Origin of the sequence: Mesorhizobium newzealandense (assembly GCF_042682145.1) — a bacterium.
GTDB classification, from domain to species: Bacteria; Pseudomonadota; Alphaproteobacteria; order Rhizobiales; family Rhizobiaceae; genus Mesorhizobium; species Mesorhizobium newzealandense.
Genome location: NZ_JBHUGZ010000007.1, coordinates 125,099 through 146,227, shown reverse-complemented (window position 1 = coordinate 146,227; position 21,129 = coordinate 125,099). Strand labels below are relative to the sequence as shown.

The following is a 21,129-nucleotide window of genomic DNA, read 5'->3' as shown; positions in this document are numbered from 1 at the left end:
AAGGCCAGCCGGTTCTGCCGCTAGAGAATCGCGCCGCAGGCGGCCATGATGGGAAACGTGGCCGCCAGACCGGCCCAAGGGGTATGAAAACCCCGTCTCAGACTCGGCACATTCGTTTGGTTCGAACATCCCCATGACCGCAGAAATATCCGCCGGCGCCACCGATCGCGCCGATGTGTCGGCCAGAGCCATGCTCTTGCTGCCGCTGACGGTCGCCTGCGGTGTCTTCATGACCAGCCTCGACCAGAATGTCGTGGTGACGGCCCTGCCCGGTATCGGCGAAAGTCTCGCCCGCCCGCCCAGCCAGCTCGGCCTCCTGATCACCGTCTATGTCGCCAGCCTGATCATCTCGATGCCGCTAGGCGGCTGGGCTGCCGACCGCTTCGGCCTGCGCAATGTCTATTGCTTTGCCTTGCTGGTGTTCGCCACCGCATCGGCCCTGTGCGGGTTGTCTGACAACATCTGGATGCTGGTCGGCGCACGCGCGCTGCAAGGATTCGGCGGCGCACTGATGGGCACGCTCGGCCAGGTCGTCATCCTGCAGACCTTTCCGCGCAGCCGCACGCTGAAGATCAACATGTATATCTCGCTTGCCGGCCAGTCCGGGCCGCTGGTCGGCCCGCTCGTCGGCGGCGCGCTGACCACCTACATTTCCTGGCGCTGGATCTTCTTCATCAATGTGCCGTTCGCGCTGGCGGCGGCCTTTCTTGCCGCCTCGCTGTTTCCGACTGTCACCAAGCCGGTGCGCACGCCGTTCGATTTTCCAGGCTTTCTGCTGGTCGGCAGCGGCATGGTCCTGCTGGTCTTCGGCATGGATTCGCTTGCCGCCAAGGACGCGGCCGGCGGCGTCATCGCCGGCGAACTGGCGCTGGCGCTCGTCATCCTGACGGTTGCGTCGTTCTACTGCCTGCGCGTGCGCAATCCGCTGCTCGATCTCAAGCTCCTGCGCATCCGCACCTTCCGCATCTCGTTCCTGACCGGCGGCGGCCTGGACACGATCGGCCTAAGCTCCGTCGTCTTCCTGCTGCCGTTGATGTTCCAGCTCGGCTTCGGCATGAGCGCGGTGCAGGCGGGATCGCTGACCTTCGTCGCCGCGGTCGGCTCGGTAGCCATGCGGTTCTTCATGCCGCGCGTCCTCAACCGGTTCGGCTTCCGCCGCGTGCTGGTCTACAACACGCCGATCGTCGCCGCCATGGTCGCCGGCTTCGCCTTGATGCAGGCAACCACGCCGGTCTGGATCGTGCTTGCCTACATCTTCATCTTCGGCGTCTTCCGCTCCGCGCAATGGGCATCGACCGGCAATCTCGCCTATTCCGACATCGCGCCCGAACAGCTCGCCCGCTTCAGTGCCCTCTATTACATTCTGTGGCAGCTGGCGGTGGCGATCAGCGTCGGCCTCGCCGCTGCGGCACTGTCGTTTCTGGCCGGCGGCGGCCCGGCCGTCGCCGACGATTTCCGCATCCTGTTCGTGATCGAGGGGATCATCACGCTCTGCGCGCTGCTCGCCTATCTCAAGCTGACGCCGCAGGACGGCGCCCATGTCAGCGGCCACGGCATGCAGATGAATACCGAGTAGTGCATGTGGCCCAAGAGTGAGCAGCGGTTTTGGGATAACGACATGCACAAGAGAAGGTCAGCCGCCAGCGGGCCGCTTCACTCGCTGAACGTCACCCAGTCTTCCAGCGGCACGCGGTCGGTGCGGAAGGCGTTTTCGGGCTTGGAAATGTCCTCATGGCCGAGCGCCATGCCGCAGACGACGATTTCCTCGTCTGGAATGTTGAGCACCGGCCTGATCTGCCGGTGATAGGGCGCGAACGCCGCCTGCGGGCAGGTGTGCAGGCCCCTGCCCCGCGCCGCGACCATGATGTTCTGCAGGAACATGCCGTAGTCGATCCATGAGCCCTGGTTGAGCCGGCGGTCGATGGTGAAGATCATACCGACCGGTGCGTCGAAGAAGACGAAGTTGCGGTCGTGCTGGGCGCGCATCTTGTCGACCTCCCGGCGGCCGATGCCGAGCGCGCCATAGAGGCCGAAGCCGTTGGCGCGGCGGCGGGTCAGATAGGGCTCGAAGAACTGGGTCGGATAGTAGCGGTACTCGTCCCAGTCGGCCTTTTCGGCGCGGATGCCGGAATTGAGAATGGCATCGGTGATCTGCTGCTTGGTCTCGCCCTTGGTGACGTAGACCTTCCATGGCTGCATGTTTGTGCCGGACGGAGCGCGCGCCGCAACCGCCAGAATGGCGCGGATGGTGTCATCGTCGACCATGTCGGGCAGGAATGCACGCACCGAGCGACGCGACAGAATCGCCTCGTCGACGATCTCGGCGTCATCCACGATTCGAGCCTTGTTCTCCAGCATGGGCCGTCCCTTACCCTTTATCTCGATCGGACGTCCCCACTCGCCGCTCGCGGCCGAGCCTTTGCATGAACCGCCAAAATCGTGCAAGCAAATCTTGAGCATTGGTGAAAATCTGCTTGATTTTTTCACGAGCTTGTTTTCTCATGAAATTTGACTGGAACTTTTCATGAAGTGGCCGTTTTGCCTTCACCTACCGCAAGAACATTGCAGGGACCTGACGAACGTGTGCTGGCCAGCGATATCAGGGCGCTGCGCAAGGCGCGTGGGCTGACTCTCGCGGAAATCGCCCTGAAACTTGGCCGTTCGGTCGGCTGGGTCAGCCAGGTCGAACGTGGTCTCTCGACGCCATCGCTCAGCGACCTCAGAGCCTTCGCCGAACTGTTCGGCGTGCCGATCAGCCTGTTCTTCAGCCATGACGTGCCTGTCGAAAGCGAGCGCGGCGTGGTTGTGCGCGCCGGCAGGCGCCGCACGCTTGGCACAAGCGAATCCGGCCTCGTGGAGGAGCTTCTGTCGCCCGATCTCGGCGGAAGCTTCGAGATGGTGCGTTCGGTCTTCGCGCCGGGCGCGGAGCTGAAAAACGAAGCGCGCCGGCCGACCGAGGAGGCCGGATACGTCGCGTCCGGACTGTTCGACATCGAGATATCAGGCGTCTGGCATCGGCTTGGCGAAGGCGACTCCTTTCGCTTCGAAGGCAAGCCCTACCGCTGGCGCAATCCGGGTGCCGAGCCGGCGGTTGTCATCTGGGTGGTTTCGCCACCGGTCTATTGAAAGCATGTCGCCCAAAAGTGTGCAGCGGTGGGATAACGACATGCATCAAAAACAAAAATAGAAAGCGCAACGCGCTTTAGCTTTGTTGGGGAGAAAAACATGGCCGGTTTGCCGAGCACGGCACGGGTGGTGATCATCGGAGGTGGTGCCGTCGGCACGTCCTCGCTCTATCATCTGGCCAAGGCGGGCTGGACCGACTGCGTGCTTTTGGAAAAGAACGAGCTGACCTCCGGCTCGACCTGGCATGCCGCCGGCAATGTGCCGACCTTCTCCTCGTCCTGGTCGCTGATGAACATGCAGCGCTATTCGACCGAGCTTTATCGCGGGCTGGCCGAAGCGGTCGACTATCCCATGAACTACCACGTCACCGGTTCGCTGCGCCTTGCCCATACGAAAGAGCGCATGCAGGAGTTCCAGCGTGCCAAGGGCATGGGCCGCTATCAGGGCATGGACATCGACGTGATCGGCGTCGACGAGGTCAAACGCCGCTACCCCTTCATCGAGACGCATGAGCTGAAAGGCGCGCTCTACGACCCGAGCGACGGCGATATCGATCCGGCGCAGCTCACCCAGGCGCTGGCCAAGGGCGCGCGCGACATGGGCGCCAGGATCATCCGCTTCTGCCCGGTCACCGGCGTGCGCCGCGAGAACGACGAGTGGGTGGTTGTCTCAGCGCAAGGCGAGATTCGCTGCGAGATCGTCGTCAATGCCGCCGGCTACCGCGCCGCCGAAGTCGGCAAGATGTTCGGCCGTGAGGTGCCGATGATGGTGATGAGCCATCAGTACATCCTGTTCGAGGAAATCCCCGAGCTGGCGGCATGGTCGAAGGAACAGGGCAAAAAGCTGCCTCTGCTGCGCGACGTCGACACCTCGTACTATCTGCGCCAGGAAAAGAACGGCATGAACCTCGGCCCCTATGAGCGCAATTGCCGCGCGCATTGGGCGACCCACAACGACCCGATGCCGGAGGACTTTTCCTTCCAGCTGTTCCCCGACGATCTCGACCGGCTGGAACATTATCTGGCCGATGCCGTCGCCCGCGTGCCGATCCTGGGCACGGCCGGCCTGTCCAAGGTCATCAACGGGCCGATCCCCTACACGCCGGACGGCAATCCGCTGATCGGCCCCATGCCTGGCGTTCCCAACGCTTTCGTGGCTTGCGTCTTCACCTTCGGCATCGCCCAGGGCGGCGGCGCCGGCAAGGTGCTGGCCGAATGGGTGACGCAGGGCCAGACCGAATGGGACATGTGGTCGTGCGATCCGCGCCGCTTCACCTCCTTTGCCGCGGCGCCGGACTACTGCGTCGCCAAAGGCATGGAGATCTACGGCAACGAATACGCCATCCAGTTCCCGCGTCATGCCTGGCCGGAGGGCCGCGACCGCAAGCTGTCGCCGATCCATGATCGCATCAAGGCGTTCGGGGCCTGTTTCGATGCCTATAATGGCTGGGAGCGCGCCACCTGGTACGCGAAAGACGGCGACGACATCTCCGAGGAAGCGACACTGACCTTCAGTCGCGAAGGGCCGTGGCAGCGTCGCGTCCGCGAGGAATGCCTGGCCGTGCGCGACGCGGCCGGCATCCTCGACCTGCCGGGCTTCTCGCGCTTCAACCTCGACGGTCCGGGCGCCGCCGAATGGCTGAGCCTGCAGGTCACTGGCCTGGTGCCGAAGCCCGGCCGCATCGGCCTCGTCTATTTCGCCGACGACAAGGGCCGCATCGTCACCGAAATGTCCGTCGTGCGTCACGACGAGAATCTGATGACGCTGATCACCGCGGCGGTCGCGCAATGGCATGATTTCGAGTGGTTAAAGTCACGCATGCCCAAGGACGCGCCGTTCAAGCTGATCGACCGCACCGAGGAATTCTCCACCCAGATCCTGGCCGGCCCCAACTCGCGAAAAATCCTCGCCGATGTCTGTGACGCCGACCTCGCTCTGCCATGGCTGACGCATCAGGAGACCAAGATCGCCGGCCGCTGGGCGAAGCTTATTCGCGTTTCCTTCGCCGGCGAGCTCGGCTGGGAAATCCACACCCGGGTCGACGACACTGCCGCCATCTTCGACGCCATCTGCGCGGCAGGACAGCAGCATGGGCTGAAGCCATTCGGCATGTATGCGCTGGATTCGCTCAGGCTCGAAAAAGGCTACCGCACCTGGAAAGGCGACCTGTCGACCGACTATTCGATCCTCCAGGGCGGGCTGGAGCGCTTCGTCAAATGGGACAAGCCCGACTTCCGCGGCAAGGCGGCCCTGCTGAACGAGAAGCAGCAGGGCGTGAAGAAGCGCTTCGTCACGCTGGTGGTCGAGAACCCCGGCGACTGCGACGTTCCCTCTGTTTCCACGCTCTGGCACGACGGCAAGATCGTCGGCGAGACGACATCCGGCGGCTGGGGTCATCGCATCGACAAGTCGATCGCGCTCGGCATGCTGCGCGCCGATCTGGCGGAACCAGGCACGGCGATCGAGGTCGAAATCTTCGGCGACCGTTTTCAGGCGGTCGTGCAGAAGGACGAGCCTTTGTGGGATCCGAAGAACGAGAGGTTGCGCGCATGAAGAAAATCATCCTCACGGATGGCGGCATGGGTCAGGAACTGGTCCGCCGCAGCAAATCCGAGCCGACGCCACTATGGTCGGCCAGGGTGCTGATCGACGAGCCGGATCTGGTGCGCGACCTGCACGCGGAATTTATCCGTGCCGGCGCCCGCGTCATCACCATCAACACCTATTCGGCGACACCCGAACGCCTGGCGCGCGAGGGCGCCGAAGACCTCTTCAAGCCATTGCAGAAGCGTGGCATCGAATTGGCCAAGCAGGCCCGCGACCAGGCCGGCGATGCAGCGATCGCAGGCTGCCTGTCGCCGCTTTTCGGCAGCTACGCGCCCGCCCTGACCATTTCATATCAGGATACGCTCGACATCTATCGCCGCATCGTTGCCGAGCAGGCTGATGGCGTCGACCTGTTCCTGTGCGAGACCATGGCGTCGGCCGAGGAAGCGCGCGCGGCAGTCACAGCCGCGTCGGAAAGCGGCAAACCCATATGGGTATCGTGGACACTGGCCGATCACGGCAAGCCACGCCTGCGCAGTGGCGAGACAATAGCCGCCGCGGCAAGCGCTCTCGACGGCCTGACTGTCGCCGCGCGGCTGCTCAATTGCTGCCGGCCGGAAGCGATCGCCGCGGCTTTGCCTGAAGTGATCGACCTCGGCGGCCCGGTCGGCGCCTATGCCAATGGCTTCACCTCCACCGAAGCGCTCAAGCACGGCGGCACCGTCGATGTTCTGCGTGCTCGCCACGACCTCGGTCCGGACGCCTATGCCGACCAGGCGATTGGCTGGGTCGAGGCCGGCGCGGACATTGTCGGCGGCTGCTGCGAAGTCGGACCGCCGCACATCGCCGCGCTGCGCGACCGGCTCGAACGGGCCGGCTACGAAATTTCGGGAGTTACACATGCCTAGACCATCATCGCGCATTTCCGGCATCGTGCCTTCGGGCAAGGACGGCTGGGAAGTCCATTCGGCCGCCTGGGCCCGCAAGGCGGCCGGCGAAGACATCATCATGCTGTCGGTCGGCGACCATGATTTCGACACGCCTTCGGAAACGATCGAAGCCTGCGTGGCAGCGGTTCGCGGCAGCAACCACCACTACACCCCGCTTCCCGGCCTGCCGCGCCTGCGCAGGGCAATGGCGGCAGCCTCAAGCGCCTGCACCGGCGTCGAGACGACGCCGGATCAGGTCATCGCCACGCCGGGCGGCCAGGCCGCACTCTACGCCGCTGTGCAAGCTGTGCTCGACCAGGGCGACCATGCCATCGTGGTGGCTCCCTACTACGCCACCTATCCCAACACGTTCAGCGCCGCCGGTGCCAGTTTCACCGTGGTCGAGACGCCGGCCGAGGATGGCTTCCAGCCGCACGCCGACATGATCCGCGCGGCACTTCGGCCGAACACGCGCGCCATTCTGATCAACACACCGAACAACCCGACCGGTGCGGTCTATTCGCGCGAGCGGCTGGAGCAACTGGCTGAGGTCTGCAGGGAGCATGATCTCTGGCTGCTGTCGGACGAGGTCTACTGGACACTGGGGGGCGGCGAGCATGTCTCGCCGCGCTCGCTGACCGGCATGGCCGAGCGCACCCTGGTCATCAACTCCATGTCGAAGAGCCATGGCATGACCGGCTGGCGCATGGGCTGGCTGACAGGCCCCAGCGAAATGATCACGCTGTTGACCAATCTCAATCTGGTGACGACCTATGGCTTGCCGGCCTTCATCTCGATCGCCTGCGCCGAGGCGCTCGAGAACCGTTATGGCGTCAAGGAGGTCGCCGAACGCTACGCCGCGCGCCGCACCGTGCTGCTCGACGCCGTGCGTGGCATGAACGATGTCACCGTGCGCGGTTCCGAGGGCGGTATGTACGTCATGCTCGACATATCAGCCGTCGAACCCGACGACGAGAAATTCGCCTGGGCCTTGCTCGACAGTGAAAGGGTCGGCGTGATGCCCGGCTCCAGCTTCGGCGAGGCGGCCGCCGGTCACGTTCGCATCAGCCTCTGCCAGCCGGAGCCCGTGTTGCAAGAAGCAGCGCTGCGGCTGCGCCGTTTTGCTTCCAGCTATCGCCGCGAGGCCGCATGACCGCCAAGGCTATGCCCACGAAAGCCCGTGCCGTCATCATCGGCGGCGGCGTCTCCGGCTGCTCAGTCGCCTACCATCTGGCCAAGCTCGGCTGGACCGACATCGTGCTCCTGGAACGCAAGCAGCTGACGTCGGGCACGACCTGGCACGCCGCCGGCCTGATCGGCCAGTTGCGTGGCTCGCAGAACATGACGCGGCTGGCGAAATATTCCGCCGACCTCTACGTCAAGCTGGAGGCCGAGACCGAGGTCGGCACCGGCATGCGCCAGGTCGGCTCGATCACCGTGGCGCTGACCGAGGAGCGCAAGCACGAGATCTACCGGCAGGCGTCGCTTGCCCGCGCCTTCGATGTCGATGTTCGCGAGATTTCGCCCAACGAAGTCAAAGAGATGTACCCGCATCTCAATGTCTCCGACGTCGTCGGCGCCGTGCATCTGCCGCTCGACGGCCAGTGCGACCCCGCCAACATCGCCATGGCGCTGGCCAAGGGTGCGCGCCAGCGCGGTGCCACCATCGTCGAGAATGTGAAGGTCACCAAGGTCCATACCAAGGGCGGCCGCGTCACCGGCGTGTCCTGGGCGCAAGGCCAGGAGCAAGGCACCGTCGAGGCCGACATCGTCGTCAACTGTGCCGGCATGTGGGCGCGTGAGCTTGGCGCCCAGAACGGCGTCACCATCCCGTTGCACGCCTGCGAACACTTTTACCTCGTCACCGAGCCGATCCCCGGCCTCACTCGCCTGCCGGTGCTGCGCGTGCCGGACGAGTGCGCCTACTACAAGGAAGACGCCGGCAAGATGATGCTCGGCGCCTTCGAGCCGGTGGCGAAGCCATGGGGCATGGACGGCATCCGCGAGGATTTCTGCTTCGACCAGTTGCCGGAGGACATGGACCATTTCGAGCCGATCCTCGAAATGGGCGTCAACCGCATGCCGATGCTGGCGACCGCCGGCATCCACACCTTCTTCAACGGTCCCGAAAGCTTCACCCCCGACGACCGCTACTATCTCGGCGAGGCGCCGGAGCTGTCCGGCTACTGGATGGCGACCGGCTACAATTCGATCGGCATCGTCTCATCCGGCGGCGCCGGCATGGCGCTGGCGCAGTGGATCAATGACGGCGAAGCGCCCTTTGATCTGTGGGAAGTCGATATCCGCCGTGCCCAGCCGTTCCAGAAGAACCGCCGCTACCTCAAGGAGCGCGTCTCGGAAACGCTGGGCCTGCTCTATGCCGACCATTTCCCCTACCGGCAGATGGCGACGTCGCGCAATGTCAGGCGCTCGCCCCTGCATGAGCATCTGAAGGCGCGTGGCGCCGTGTTCGGTGAGGTCGCCGGCTGGGAGCGCGCCAACTGGTTCGCCCGCGACGGCCAGGAGCGCGAATATCGCTATTCCTGGAAGCGGCAGAACTGGTTCGACAACCAGCGCGCGGAGCATCTGGCGGTCAGGAACAAGGTCGGCCTGTTCGACATGACCTCGTTCGGCAAGATCCGCGTCGAGGGCCGCGACGCCTGTGCCTTTCTGCAGAAGCTCTGCGCCAACGACATGGACGTGGTGCCGGGCAAGATCGTCTACACCCAGATGCTCAACCAGCGCGGCGGAATCGAGAGCGACCTCACCGTCTCGCGGCTCTCCGAGACGGCGTTTTTCCTCGTCGTCCCCGGCGCGACGCTGCAGCGCGACCTCGCTTGGCTGCGCAAGCATCTGGCCGACGAGTTCGTCGTCATCACCGATGTCACCGCCGCCGAAGCCGTGCTCTGCCTGATGGGCCCGGACGCACGGAAATTGATCCAGAAGGTCAGCCCGAACGATTTCTCCAACGAAGCCAACCCGTTCGGGACTTTCCAGGAGATCGAGATCGGCATGGGCCTGGCCCGCGCCCATCGCGTCACCTTTGTCGGCGAACTCGGCTGGGAGCTCTACGTCTCGACCGACCAGGCAGCCCATGTCTTCGAGGCAATCGACGAGGCTGGCGCCGATGTCGGCTTGAAGCTCTGCGGCCTGCACACGCTGGATTCCTGCCGCATCGAAAAAGCCTTCCGGCATTTCGGCCACGACATCACCGATGAGGACAATGTGCTGGAAGCAGGCCTCGGCTTCGCGGTGAAGACGGCCAACGGCGACTTCATTGGTCGCGATGCGGTGCTGCGCAAGAAGGAGACCGGATTCAACCGCCGGCTGGTGCAGTTCCGGCTGAAGGACTCGCAACCGCTGCTGTTTCACAACGAGGCGATCCTGCGCGACGGCAAGATCGTCGGCCCGATCACCTCGGGCAATTACGGCCATCATCTCGGCGGCGCCGTCGGGCTGGGTTATGTGCCGTGCCAGGGCGAGAGTGAGGCGGATGTGCTGGCCTCATCCTACGAGATCGAGATCGCCGGCGAACGTTTTGCTACGGAAGCGTCGCTGAAGCCGATGTATGATCCGAAGTCGGAGCGGGTGAGGATGTAGCGCCTTGTCCTTCTCCCCGTGAAACGGGGAGAAGGACGCTATTCCCTCAAAACCGCTCCAGCTTCGCCCGCACTTTCGCCAGAAACGCGGCCCGTGTCCGCGGTGTTGAGGCATCCATCAGATAGTGCGCGAGAAAGAAGGTCCGGCAGCGCGTCGCGCACAGCGCCCGCATGCCGCGCAGCAGGGTCTTGCGTCCGGGCTGGCCGACGACGACACTCCACCAGGTCGGCGCGCCGCAGGTGGTGATGACACCGACCTTGGTCACATGCGTCATCAGCGACTTGATCCGCCCCTTGCCCACAGGCAGCTTGAAGGCGACGTCCGTCGCCCACACCCGGTCGAGCCAGCCCTTCAGCATCGCCGGCAGCCCGTACCACCAGGTCGGATAGACGAACAGGATCGCTTCGGCCCAGTTGAGCAGCTCGAAATGCGGCTTCAGCGCCGGATCCTGCGGCGCCTGGTCATTGTAGGAGCGCCGCTCGTCGCAGCCCATCACCGGATCGAATTTCTCGGCATAGAGATCGAGCAACCGCACCTCCCAGCCCCTCGCCTTCAGCACTTCGACGGCAGTGTCGCGTATAGAAGCGCAAAAACTCTCCGGCACTGGATGGCAGTAGACCACCAGAGCGCGCATCAGAAGGCGTCCATGCTGGCCGCGACCTTGACCATGAACACCTTGCGCGTCTCGATGGTCGACAGGTTCATCGCATAATGCGCGAGATAGCTCACCGGCGCGCCCGGCTTTACCGTGGCGCGCAGCATGCGCTTGATCAGCTTGCGTGGCGGGTCGCCCATCAGCATGGCGCGGAACCGGCTGCCGCCATAGGTGGTGACCGCCGCGACCTTGACTATGTTGTGCAGCGACGGTTGCACCTTGCCATTGACCAGTCTGAACGACACGCCAGGCAGGAAGACGCGATCGAAGAAGCCCTTCAGGATCGCCGGAAAGCCGTAATTCCAGACCGGATAGGAAAGCACCAGCGCATCGGCTCGCAGCAGGCGCTCGACATAAGGCGCTACCGTATCGGCGGGGCCGCGCTGATTGTGATAGTCCAGCCGTTCCTGGCGCGTCAGCCGCGGATCGAAATCCTCGGCGTAGAGATCGCAATCATCGACCGTATGGCCCGCTGCCGTCAGCCGCTCGACGATCATCCGGTGCAGGCCGGCGTTGAAGCTGGCCTCGACCGGATGGGCATGGAGGACGAGGATGTTCATCAGCCTGCCTTTTGCAGCCCCTTGAACAGGAATGTCCGGCCCGAACGGTAGTCATAATCCGGGTTTTCCCAGGCGATCATCTTGCCGGGGTTGAGCAGGCCTTGCGGATCGGTCTCGCGCTTGAAGGCAAGCTGCACCGCGTCGGTCTGCTTCATGCCACCCTCTTCCAGCGTGTAGCGGTGCGGGTTGAAGATCGGGCAGCCATTCTCCTCATGCAGGCGCACGATCTCGTCGAGCCGCGCCTCGGTGGTGAACTTGACCAGCGGCAGCCCGAAGCAGGTGATGTTGCCGTCCAGCCGAACGAATTCGAGATGCGAGAACACTTCGCCGGGGAACATCGCATCCATCTTCTCGACCAACGCCAGCTGGTTGGGAAAGGGATAGAGCGATTGCAGATAGGTGATCGAGGGGTCGACGCGCAGCGCCCTCAGCGTGGTGTGGTTCCAGGCCAGCTCATAGGCCGGCGGCAGGCCCTTCTTGTCCTCCGGCGTTGCTGTGGCGGCATTGAAGATCACCTCGCCACCGGCACGGCGGGTGAACGCGAGGAAGGCGTCCAGCCCATGCTGCGCCACCATGACGACACAGATGCTCTGCCCATCGCTCAGGAACTTCTGGTGCCGCTTGAAATAGAGCTGCGGCACGGGCGCTGCTATCGGCGTGATCAGCTTGGTCAGGATGCCGTCCTGGCAAGCCAGCGCATTGCCATAGCGGGCCGCATCCATGAAGACGTCGAAGCCGACGATGACATCGACCCAGTCGTAAGCTGATGTCAGCGGCATCTCGACTTCAGTGATGATGCCGTTGGTGCCATAGGCGTGGGTCACCTTGTGCAGATCCTCGCCGGTGAGTTCGAGCGCTTTCGGCTCGGCCTCCATGGTCACCACGCGCAGCCGCAGGACATTGCCGAAATCGCGCAGGCCGCCGAAATTGATCGAGCCGACGCCACCCGAGCCACCGGCGATAAAACCGCCGATCGACGCGGTGTTGTAGGTCGACGGCGACAACCGGAGTTCCTGTCCCGAATGCGCCCGCGTTGCCTTGTCGATGTCGGCCAGAACCGCGCCCGGGCCGGTCACCACGCGACCCGGCGCGATCGACTTGATCTCATTCATCTCGGCGAGATTAAGCACCACACCGCCCGAAAGCGGCATCGCCTGGCCGTAATTGCCGGTGCCGCTGCCACGCGGCGTCACCGGCACGCCATGCCGGTGACAGGCGGCAAGCACGCGGATCAGTTCGGTCTCGGTCTTCGGCGTGACGATCAGATCGCCGGTGACATGATCGAGCTGCTGCTTCAGCACCGGACTGTACCAGTAGAAGTCGCGGCTCTTCTGCTGGACGATGGCTGGATTGTCTTCGAGCTTCAGCCCGTCGAGATCGCGTTTGAGCGCCGAAACGTCCATCATTCCACCATCAGTCCGTCGAGTTCGGCATAATCGGGCAGTTGCCGGTCGATCGCGCGCCCGGCGCGCACGACGATGCGATCCGATTCGGGCCGCGACAGCAATTCCGTCCAGCTCCGGCCCCTGAACACGACGAAGTCGGCATCGCCGCCAGCGGCCAGCGTGCCGAAACCTTCGAGCCGCATCACCTTGGCCGGCGTCGCGGTGACCGCTTGCGGCCAATCGGCGACAGGATGATCGAAATGCAGGATGCGGGTCGCCATGCGGTAGACCTCCAGCATGTCGAGATCGCCATAGGCATAGAACGGATCACGCGTGTTGTCGGAAGCAACCGCCACCGGAATGCCCCTGGCTTTCATCTCATGCAGCAGCGTCACGCCACGCCAGCGCGGCGTGGTGTGGTCAGCACGCCGGTCCTGCAGATAGAGGTTGCACATCGGCAGCGACACTACGGCGAGCCCCACCTTCGCCATTTTGTCCAGCGTGTCGAGCACATCGAGGTCCGGCTGGCGCGCCAGCGAGCAGCAATGGCCAACGAGGATGTTGCCCTCGAAACCGTTCCAGAGTGCCGCCTCGGCAATCTTCTTCAGCGAGATCGCAGCGATGTCGTCCGTCTCGTCGGCATGGAAATCGAGATCGAGGCCATGCTTGATCGCCTGCGAGAAGACGTGGTCGAGCAGCTCTTCCAGATCCGGCACCATATAGGTGACGACACCAAGCACACCCTTGGCCGCGGCGACCCTTTTTGCCAGCCTGTCGAACCATTTTCTGTCGCGCACCCCCTCGATGCCGATCAGGCATGCGCCCTGCAATTCGATGCGGCCGCGCCATGTCTCACGCATCGTCTCGAACACCGGCCAGGAGATTTCCTCCTGCGGCGCGACGCTGTCGAGATGGGTGCGCAGCGCCCTAGTGCCATGCGCGTAGGCCGAGCGCAGCGAGAAATCCATGCGCCGCGCCACGTCCTCGGCGCTCCATCGGGCGGCGCGGTCGGCACCGGTGGCATTCAGCGCCCCCATGAAGGTGCCGTCGGGATTGGGTTTTCGCGGCCAGATATGACCCTTGTCGATGTGGGTGTGGCAGTCGACGAAGCACGGCAGGATGATACGCCCGCCGAGGTCGACGGCGTCCACCGCTAACGCTGTACGGCCATGTGCGGCAATGCCTGCGATTTTGCCGTGAGCGACGGCGATGTCGGCAAGTGCAAAGCCATCGCTGTCGAAGGCCGCGACAAGGCCGGGCGTTAGGGACGCGTGAAGCCGGGCGTTGGTGAGGCGGTATGAACCTGTGTTCGGTACCAAGAAACTAGCGCTCCTGCTTCAGCGCGCTTTCGTGCCAGCGCCTTAGAATGAGATGCGAAATCAGCGACAGCACTAGGAAGATCAGGATGCCGGTGAGCGAGATCAGGAACAGCGCCGCGAACAGCCGCGGCGCGTTAAGCCGGTAGCCGGCCTCGATGATGCGCGAGGCAAGCCCGGACGACTGGCCGGTCGTGCCGGCGACGAACTCGGCCACCACGGCGCCGATCAGCGACAGGCCGCCGGCGATCTTCAACCCGCCGAGGAAATACGGCATCGCCGCCGGCAACCGCAGATACCGCAACTGCTGCCAGCGCGTCGCACCATTGAGCTTGAACATATCGCGCAGATTGCGGTCGACGGAGTTGAGGCCGAGCGTGGTGTTGGACAGGATCGGAAAGAAGGCAACGATCCAGGCACACAGCAGAAGCTTCGTCGTCTGGTTGTCGACATAGATGTTGATCAGCGGAAAGATCGCCACGATCGGCGTCACCTGAAGCACGATGGCGAACGGGAAGAACGACATCTCGACCCATTTCGATTGCGCGAACAGCACCGCCAGTCCGACCCCGCCGACAACAGCGAGAAGCAGGCTGAGGAAGGTGATGCGCAAGGTCACCAGCAGCGAGGAGAACAGCAGCCCGGCATCGTTGTAGAGTGTGAACAGCACGACACCTGGGCGCGGCAGGATGTATTGCGGGATTTCGTTCCACACGCAGATGCGATCCCACAGCCAGATCGCCAGGATCATGATCGCCAATGGCAACACCCAACGGCCGACCCGCTCGAGCCGGTCCTGGCGCACGCGGCGTGCTTCCTCGGGGTCGAGTTTGAGGACGCCCTCGTCAATGGCCGTCATGATGCACGCCCGCTGTTGAATTGATGGCCTTGACCAGCACATCGGAGGCCTGCCGGCAAAGTGCCGCATAGTCGGGCGAGGTGCGAAACGCCTCGTCGCGCGGATAGGCCGCCTCGATCGCGAGTTCGTCGAACACCCTGCCCGGCCGCGCCGCCATGACGACGACGCGGTTGGAGAGAAACACGCTCTCGAAGACGCTGTGGGTGACGAAAACGACGGTGAAGCGTTCGTCCTGCCACAGCTCCAGAAGATCGTTGTTGAGCTTGAAGCGGGTGATCTCGTCGAGCGCGGCGAACGGCTCGTCCATCAACAGCACGCGCGGCTTGGTCACCATCGCGCGCGCGATCGAGACGCGCATCTTCATGCCGCCCGACAGTTCGCGCGGCATTGCGTCTTCGAAGCCGGTCAGGTGCACCCGCGCCAGCATTTCCGTCACCGCCGGTGCCGCCCTGGCGCGGCTGACGCCCTTCAGCCTGAGCGGCAGCCAGACATTGTCGAAGACACTGGCCCAGGGCAGCAGCGTCGGCTCCTGGAACACGAAGCCGATGTGCGAGCGGTCAAGCGAGCCGCCGCCGCGCCACTCGAGCACGCCGGAGGTCGGCGTCGACAGGCCGGCGATCAGCCGCAGCGCCGTCGACTTGCCGCAACCGGACGGCCCAAGCAGGCTGAGGAAATCGCCTTCCCGGATCGTCAGATCGACATCGCTGAGCGCCGTCACCCCGTTGGAAAAGACCTTGCCGACGCCACGCAGCGCCAGCAACGTCGGAGCGACATCCGACGCGCTTGCCGGCGCTTGCGCCACATTCTCCTGCATCATGCCGGAACCGGACTATTTCTTCAGGTCGAGCCCGACGCCCTTGTTGACGAAGGTCAGCGTGTAGGCCTTCTTGATGTCGATACCGGCTGGCGTGACCTTGGCCTTGACCATCTTGTCATAAAAACTCTGGATACGCGCGTCGGTCATGGCGCCGATGCCGAGCTTCTCGGTGTCGCCTGAATCGGCAAGGCCGAACTTCTTCATCTGCTCGATCGAGAAAGCGATCTGCTCGTCGCTCATGTCGGGATTGTCTTTCTTGATCATCTCGTTGGCGGCCTTGTTGTCGCCGTACAGATATTTGTACCAGCCCTTGGCCGAGCCATCGACGAAGCACTGGACCACCTCCGGCTTCTTGTCGATCGTATCCTGCATCACCTCGATCGTCGTCGAGTAGGTGTCCCAGCCATAGTCGGCAAGCAGGAACTGGTTCGGCACGAAGCCGCCTTCCTTCTTCACCGCGAATGGCTCGGAGGTGACGTAGCCCTGCTGGATCGACTTCTTGTTGGCGAGGAAAGGAGCGGTGTTGTAGGTGTAGGGCGCGCGTTTGGCGGCATCGAAGCCGAGTTCGATGACCATCCACTGGAAGAAGGTCTGCACACCCTCGTCGCCCAATATGTACTGGTCGGCGTTCTTCAGATCTTCCCATTTGTCGAGCCCCTCGCCGGGGTGGGACATCATGACCTGCGGGTCCTTCTGGAAATCCGCCGCCACCACGCGCATCGGAATGCCTTGCTGGACGGCGTCGAAAGCCGACAGCAGATTGCCGCCCATGTAGAAATCGATCTTGCCGGCCAGCAGCATCGGCCGGCCGCTGACCTGCGGACCGCCCTGCATGATGGTGACGTCGAGGCCGCAGGCGGCGTAAGTGCCGTCGGCCACCGCCTGATAATATCCGCCATGTTCCGGCTCGGCCAACCAGTTGGTGCCGAAGGTGACTTTTTCATTCGCCGCGGCGCCCAGCGTGCTGGCCGCCAGCAGGGCCACCACCGCCACCGAGATCTTCTGTCTTCCGTACATCGACACCACCCTTTGTTTGCTCCGGAGCGCCACGCGCCAGGCTCGACACCAAAGATTCAAGAAGCAAGACACATGCCACCGGCGCCTTGCACCGGGACCGCCCGCTTGCTCCACAGCCATCTGCGAAAGCCGGACGGGTCGTGCTGCACCGGAGGCATGGTGCCTATTTTTTGAACGCCTGTCCATAATCGCCCCGGCGACATGCACCGCCATCTTGAAGGGACAGTGCATCCGGTCCTAGGCTACCTGCAAACCGGAGATTGCCATGTTCAAGTTCCTCAGCCCCAAGTCGATCAAGCCACCCTTTGCCCGCTACAGCCATGGTGTCGAAGTGCCTGCCGGCAAGCGGCTGGTGCTGTGCTCGGGCCAGGTCGCCATTACGGCGGACGACCAGATACCGGAAGACGCCGGCGCGCAGGCCGAGCTCTGCTTCCGCAACATCGCCGCAGTACTCGGCGAGGCTGGGCTCGGTCTGCAGGACATCGTCCGCATCAACACCTATGTCACCGACCGCGCGCACCTGCGGCCCTATATGGATGTCCGTGACCGGCTGTTTTCCAGCCCGGCGCCAGCCTCGACGCTGATGATCGTCTCCGGTTTCGCGCGGCCCGAATTCAAGGTCGAGGTCGAGGCCATCGCGGCTGGGTGATCGACAGGCCGCCCTTGCCGCGCTAGAGCAATTCCACGAAAAGTGTGAAACGGTTTTCCGTCCGGAATTGCGTTAAAACAAAGAGATAGAGCGGTTCGGCGTTTCCGTGAAACGGTGAAACGCTCTAGGTCTAGCCTAATCATCGAAGAGGCATGACATGACTGTTGCGAAGAAGCGCGTGTGGTGGGGCGACTACCGCACAACCGAATACGCCTCGATCGATCCGGAGGCGACGATCGCCGTCCTGCCGGTGGCGGCGATCGAGCAGCATGGTCCGCATCTGCCGGTCTCGACCGACACCTCGATCATGAACGGCATGCTCGACACGGTGATTGCCCGCCTGCCCGACGATCTCGACATCCGCATCCTGCCGGTGCAGGCGGTGGGCAAATCGAACGAACATCTTCACGCACCGGGCACTCTCACCCTGCCGGCAACGACGCTGGTCGACGCCTGGACCGAACTTGGCCTGTCGATCGCGCGAGCCGGCGTGCGCAAGCTGATCGTCGTCAATTCGCATGGCGGCAACGAGGAGATCATGGGCATCGTCACGCGCGAACTGCGCGTGCGCGAAAATATGCTGGCGGTGAAGACCAGCTGGCAGCGCTTTGGCCGCCCGGCCGGCATGTACACCGAGCTCGAGGACCGCCACGGCATCCATGGCGGCGATGTCGAGACGTCGCTGATGCTGCATTTCCGGCCGGATCTCGTCGACATGGCAAAGGCCGACACTTTCGTTTCCAATGTCGCGAAGGCCGAAAAGGAATTTTCGCTGCTGCGCCACACCGGCACCCATGCCTTTGCCTGGATTGCCAGCGACCTCAATCCGAATGGCGTGGTCGGCGACGCCAGCATCGCGACGGCCGAGAAAGGCCGGCTGACCGCCGAACATCAGGCCGACGGTTTCATCGACCTGCTGCGTGATGTGCGCAAGGCGAAGCTTGCCGACTGGCTGAAGTAGCTGCGCTCAGTCCAGCGGATGAATGGCTGGCGGCCTCGTGGGCTGGGTTGGAAATCCGGCCAAAATTTTTATCCCAACCGCACCCAATCTATGGCTTCGAGCACATAGGGAGCGAACAAGAAATCCCGGATCTCGACGATCCGGCTTTCCGACCAGTCGATCAGGACAAAATGCGCAGGTCTTTCCATCGGGCCGGTGCTGTCGAAGACCAGCATGGCTGGCTGTCCTTCCACCGCGCCGAGGGCGAACCGCCATTTCGTCTCTTCCGCATAGCGCGTGAAATAGAGGCCAATCTTGTCGCGCCCTTCCAGTTGCAACCGGTTCACCAGATCGAGCCTCACGTCGTCTGCGAGCATGGCGCGGATTGCGTCGAAATCGCCGCTCTGAAACAGATGGACATAGGCGGCGATCTTCCGCCGGTCCTGATCGGACATCAGCGGCAGCCTTGTGTCTTCAGGCGCCTGCGCGAGCCGCCGCAGCGCAGCGCGCCCGCGCTGAAGCGCCGATTTGGCGGCTGCCGGAGAGCACTCGGCGATGCCTGCGATCTCGTCGACCGAATGACCCAGAACATCCTTCAGGATCACCACGCAGCGCTGAAGTTCAGGCAGCCGCAGAAACGTCTGAAAGCTGATCGCGACGATATCCGCCTCGGGTATGGGCGCCGCTTCGATGTCTTCGGTGAGCGGAACAACCGTGTTCCGGGACCTGTCGCGCAGGAAGTCGAGGCTCGCGTTGTGGGCTATGCGAAACAGCCAGCCCTCGAGATTATCCACCCCAGTGCCCTGGGCTCGCGCGTGAAGGGCCTTGACGAGGGTATCCTGCAATACATCCTCGCCATTGACCGCCGATCCGGTCATGCGCGCGCAATAGCGATGAAGGCGTGGCCGCAGCGCTTTCAAACGATCCTCGAATTCGTCCGTGTGCATGTATCGAGACCTACAGCGCTTCCGCGCTCTGTTGCGCCAAGGATTGGACAGCGATATCGATGAGAATATTCGACAGATTGGCCGGTTGTGACAGGAATGGCGAGTGGCTGCTTTCCAAAGTATGGGTCATTGTCTTGCCGCCGATGGCGCCGTCAACCGTCTCAATCATGTGATCCTGACCGGTCAAGGGAACCGCGCAATCCTGTGTGGTGCGGATGTAATGGCGCGGCACCGCGCCAAATCTTCCAGGCGTAATTTCCGATGGGGCTAGGGCGCCGGCGTTCGATTCGTCATAATGAAGCTGCGACGCAGCCTGCGCGAATTCAGACTCCGACACGTCGCCATAAAACGAAGCTTTGAGTAGCGATCTGTAGGCTTCGTCGGTTGATCCGGCATTGATTCTCGTCGCGCCAATGACGGCAGGGTCGCCCACGAACAGCCCGGGCGACAGAGCCGAAGACATGGTTTCATGTTGGAGCATCGCGAGCAACGGCATGCCGTTCGGCACCATGAACCCGGCAATGTATACGACCGCGAGAAGCAGGTTCGGAACCCGCTCGGCGACCGCCGAAATCGTCATCCCGCCTGCCGAGTGCCCGACCAGGATGACCTTGCCGTCGCTGAGTGACGCAGCTTCTTTTACCAGCGCGACTACCGCTTGCGTCCGCTCCTCCTGCGTCACGCCAGCGGTGGGTGACCGCTCGGCGGCGAACGCAGCACGGTCGAACGGGCGAACACCGAGCGACGTTGGTGCTATCGCATTTACCCCCGCGCCAGGAAGGTCGAGCGTCAAAGCCACAAAGCCGTTGGCTTCAAGTATTGGCGTAACTCTGTCCCACGCCGAATGGTTGTGCCACCCGCCGTGGATCAGGACAAAAACTGCCTTGGTTGCTGACATCGCTGAGCCCTCTTCGTCTGATTTTACGATTTTTACGGCCTGCACAAGCGGCCGCCCGCCATTTCACCGCCATTTTACCTCTCGGCCCGCCGAGACGAACAAAGGGGGATGTGTTCAGACTTCCCTGTTGTCGAAAAGGAACATCTGAACGCCCGAGTCATCAGGCGCAAAAAGTCGGCGATCCGCCCCAGCCGCTTGTCCCTCCGCGCTTGCAAACGCCTTCTCGATCGCCGCAAGGTCGTCGAAATGCAGCGTTCCGATCCGATGAACCCTGGAGGTTCCTACCGGTGTTGCGATGGGGCCGTCGCTGACCTCGTATTTCCTGAGACCCGGAATCTTCTTGGCGAGAGGCACGTGGATCTCGAAGTAATGCCGATCAAATGTCTCGACGTTCTTCGGCGTCGGGTAAATCACGACCATCCGAGCCATTGCGGTTCTCCTTTGCTACTTGCGTGACGCAAACTTGCTTGTGTGTTCACCCTCACCGGGTTTCGCTCGACACCGCCGAGCCCACGATCGAGTCCAGGCTCGCCAGTTCGATGATCTTCGGGAAATAGGCTTTCATGCGCGGATCGCTGCGCATCGCCTCGACGGCTGCGGAGGTCTTCCACTCGGAGTAGATGACGACGCCGGCGCCGTCCTTTGCCGCGATCAGCCGGGTCGTCTTCCAGCCATGGAGCGTGCGGACCACCGTATCGGTGTTCTGCTTCAAGAGCGCGATCAGCGCGTCCTGCTTCCCGGGTTTGACCTTCAGCAGATTGATCAAGATGACGGACTCGTCGGACATGGCATGTCTCCTTCTGTTTCGGACACACCAAGGACGACCCGAAGGGTGGAAACGGATCGCGACATAGAAGATTTTTTGGAAAATGATCTCGAAGCGG

Annotated in this window: 20 protein-coding genes; 8 read left to right on the top strand and 12 right to left on the bottom strand. The window is 63.1% G+C overall.

The window, feature by feature from the left end; genetic code table 11:
* Positions 1–133 precede the first annotated feature (133 nt).
* Complete coding sequence (locus ACFSOZ_RS09480; RefSeq protein ID WP_379096459.1) at positions 134–1,576, top strand: MFS transporter; 1,443 nt, start codon at positions 134–136, stop codon at positions 1,574–1,576.
* A 77-nt stretch (positions 1,577–1,653) separates the two neighbouring features.
* On the opposite strand, the gene ACFSOZ_RS09475 is transcribed toward ACFSOZ_RS09480, so the two are convergent.
* Entirely contained in the window at positions 1,654–2,358 is a 705-nt protein-coding gene (locus tag ACFSOZ_RS09475) for a nitroreductase (RefSeq protein ID WP_379096456.1), read from the bottom strand.
* A gap of 204 nt (positions 2,359–2,562) precedes the next feature.
* Here ACFSOZ_RS09475 and ACFSOZ_RS09470 point away from each other — a divergent pair, with 204 nt between their 5' ends.
* The 5 genes from ACFSOZ_RS09470 to ACFSOZ_RS09450 all read left to right on the top strand — a co-directional run bounded on the left by ACFSOZ_RS09470 (position 2,563) and on the right by ACFSOZ_RS09450 (position 10,202).
* The gene (locus tag ACFSOZ_RS09470; RefSeq protein ID WP_379096453.1) at positions 2,563–3,126 is read left to right on the top strand and encodes a helix-turn-helix domain-containing protein; all 564 of its coding nucleotides are present in this window, start codon (positions 2,563–2,565) and stop codon (positions 3,124–3,126) included.
* A 99-nt stretch (positions 3,127–3,225) separates the two neighbouring features.
* Positions 3,226–5,679 (top strand): GcvT family protein, encoded by a 2,454-nt coding sequence (locus tag ACFSOZ_RS09465; RefSeq protein WP_379096450.1) that lies wholly within the window; start codon positions 3,226–3,228, stop codon positions 5,677–5,679.
* On the top strand, positions 5,676–6,581 hold the full coding sequence (locus ACFSOZ_RS09460) for a homocysteine S-methyltransferase family protein (RefSeq protein ID WP_379096447.1): 906 nt from the start codon (positions 5,676–5,678) through the stop codon (positions 6,579–6,581). Before ACFSOZ_RS09465 ends, ACFSOZ_RS09460 begins: the two co-directional genes overlap by 4 nt.
* Complete coding sequence (locus ACFSOZ_RS09455) at positions 6,574–7,755, top strand: pyridoxal phosphate-dependent aminotransferase (RefSeq protein WP_379096444.1); 1,182 nt, start codon at positions 6,574–6,576, stop codon at positions 7,753–7,755. Before ACFSOZ_RS09460 ends, ACFSOZ_RS09455 begins: the two co-directional genes overlap by 8 nt.
* On the top strand, positions 7,752–10,202 hold the full coding sequence (locus ACFSOZ_RS09450) for a GcvT family protein (protein WP_379096441.1): 2,451 nt from the start codon (positions 7,752–7,754) through the stop codon (positions 10,200–10,202). Before ACFSOZ_RS09455 ends, ACFSOZ_RS09450 begins: the two co-directional genes overlap by 4 nt.
* 46 nt (positions 10,203–10,248) lie before the next feature.
* Here the strand turns inward: ACFSOZ_RS09450 and ACFSOZ_RS09445 are convergent, their stop codons facing one another.
* Genes ACFSOZ_RS09445 through ACFSOZ_RS09415 form a run of 7 tightly spaced genes read right to left on the bottom strand, consistent with a single transcriptional unit; the run spans position 10,249 to position 16,811 of the window.
* A complete protein-coding gene (locus ACFSOZ_RS09445; RefSeq protein WP_379096438.1) occupies positions 10,249–10,836 on the bottom strand; it encodes an NAD(P)H-dependent oxidoreductase in 588 nt (195 codons plus the stop codon).
* Positions 10,836–11,417: an NAD(P)H-dependent oxidoreductase gene (locus ACFSOZ_RS09440; RefSeq protein WP_379096434.1), complete on the bottom strand. Its 582-nt coding sequence runs from the start codon at positions 11,415–11,417 to the stop codon at positions 10,836–10,838. Before ACFSOZ_RS09440 ends, ACFSOZ_RS09445 begins: the two co-directional genes overlap by 1 nt.
* Positions 11,417–12,820, bottom strand: coding sequence for an FAD-binding oxidoreductase (locus ACFSOZ_RS09435; protein WP_379098115.1), 1,404 nt, complete (start codon positions 12,818–12,820; stop codon positions 11,417–11,419). The genes ACFSOZ_RS09440 and ACFSOZ_RS09435 overlap by 1 nt, the downstream gene beginning before the upstream one ends.
* Positions 12,820–14,121, bottom strand: coding sequence for a cytosine deaminase (locus ACFSOZ_RS09430; RefSeq protein ID WP_379096432.1), 1,302 nt, complete (start codon positions 14,119–14,121; stop codon positions 12,820–12,822). Before ACFSOZ_RS09430 ends, ACFSOZ_RS09435 begins: the two co-directional genes overlap by 1 nt.
* Positions 14,122–14,125: 4 nt before the next feature.
* Entirely contained in the window at positions 14,126–14,977 is an 852-nt protein-coding gene (locus tag ACFSOZ_RS09425) for an ABC transporter permease (protein WP_379096430.1), read from the bottom strand.
* Positions 14,964–15,794, bottom strand: a complete 831-nt coding sequence (locus tag ACFSOZ_RS09420) for an ABC transporter ATP-binding protein (protein WP_379096428.1) — start codon at positions 15,792–15,794, stop codon at positions 14,964–14,966. The genes ACFSOZ_RS09425 and ACFSOZ_RS09420 overlap by 14 nt, the downstream gene beginning before the upstream one ends.
* A gap of 12 nt (positions 15,795–15,806) precedes the next feature.
* Positions 15,807–16,811, bottom strand: coding sequence for an ABC transporter substrate-binding protein (locus ACFSOZ_RS09415; RefSeq protein WP_379096425.1), 1,005 nt, complete (start codon positions 16,809–16,811; stop codon positions 15,807–15,809).
* A gap of 265 nt (positions 16,812–17,076) precedes the next feature.
* Between ACFSOZ_RS09415 and ACFSOZ_RS09410 the strand changes: the two genes are divergently transcribed.
* Both ACFSOZ_RS09410 and ACFSOZ_RS09405 read left to right on the top strand, forming a co-directional pair.
* On the top strand, positions 17,077–17,460 hold the full coding sequence (locus ACFSOZ_RS09410) for a RidA family protein (protein WP_379096423.1): 384 nt from the start codon (positions 17,077–17,079) through the stop codon (positions 17,458–17,460).
* 157 nt (positions 17,461–17,617) lie between these two features.
* Complete coding sequence (locus ACFSOZ_RS09405; RefSeq protein ID WP_379096420.1) at positions 17,618–18,421, top strand: creatininase family protein; 804 nt, start codon at positions 17,618–17,620, stop codon at positions 18,419–18,421.
* A 68-nt stretch (positions 18,422–18,489) separates the two neighbouring features.
* Here ACFSOZ_RS09405 and ACFSOZ_RS09400 read toward each other — a convergent pair whose 3' ends face one another.
* The 4 genes from ACFSOZ_RS09400 to ACFSOZ_RS09385 all read right to left on the bottom strand — a co-directional run bounded on the left by ACFSOZ_RS09400 (position 18,490) and on the right by ACFSOZ_RS09385 (position 21,032).
* Positions 18,490–19,347, bottom strand: coding sequence for a sigma-70 family RNA polymerase sigma factor (locus ACFSOZ_RS09400; RefSeq protein WP_379096418.1), 858 nt, complete (start codon positions 19,345–19,347; stop codon positions 18,490–18,492).
* A 10-nt stretch (positions 19,348–19,357) separates the two neighbouring features.
* Positions 19,358–20,245: an alpha/beta fold hydrolase gene (locus tag ACFSOZ_RS09395; protein WP_379096415.1), complete on the bottom strand. Its 888-nt coding sequence runs from the start codon at positions 20,243–20,245 to the stop codon at positions 19,358–19,360.
* Between the two features lie 114 nt (positions 20,246–20,359).
* Positions 20,360–20,674, bottom strand: a complete 315-nt coding sequence (locus tag ACFSOZ_RS09390; RefSeq protein ID WP_379096412.1) for an EthD family reductase — start codon at positions 20,672–20,674, stop codon at positions 20,360–20,362.
* Between the two features lie 52 nt (positions 20,675–20,726).
* Positions 20,727–21,032: a putative quinol monooxygenase gene (locus tag ACFSOZ_RS09385; RefSeq protein ID WP_379096410.1), complete on the bottom strand. Its 306-nt coding sequence runs from the start codon at positions 21,030–21,032 to the stop codon at positions 20,727–20,729.
* Positions 21,033–21,129: the final 97 nt, after the last annotated feature.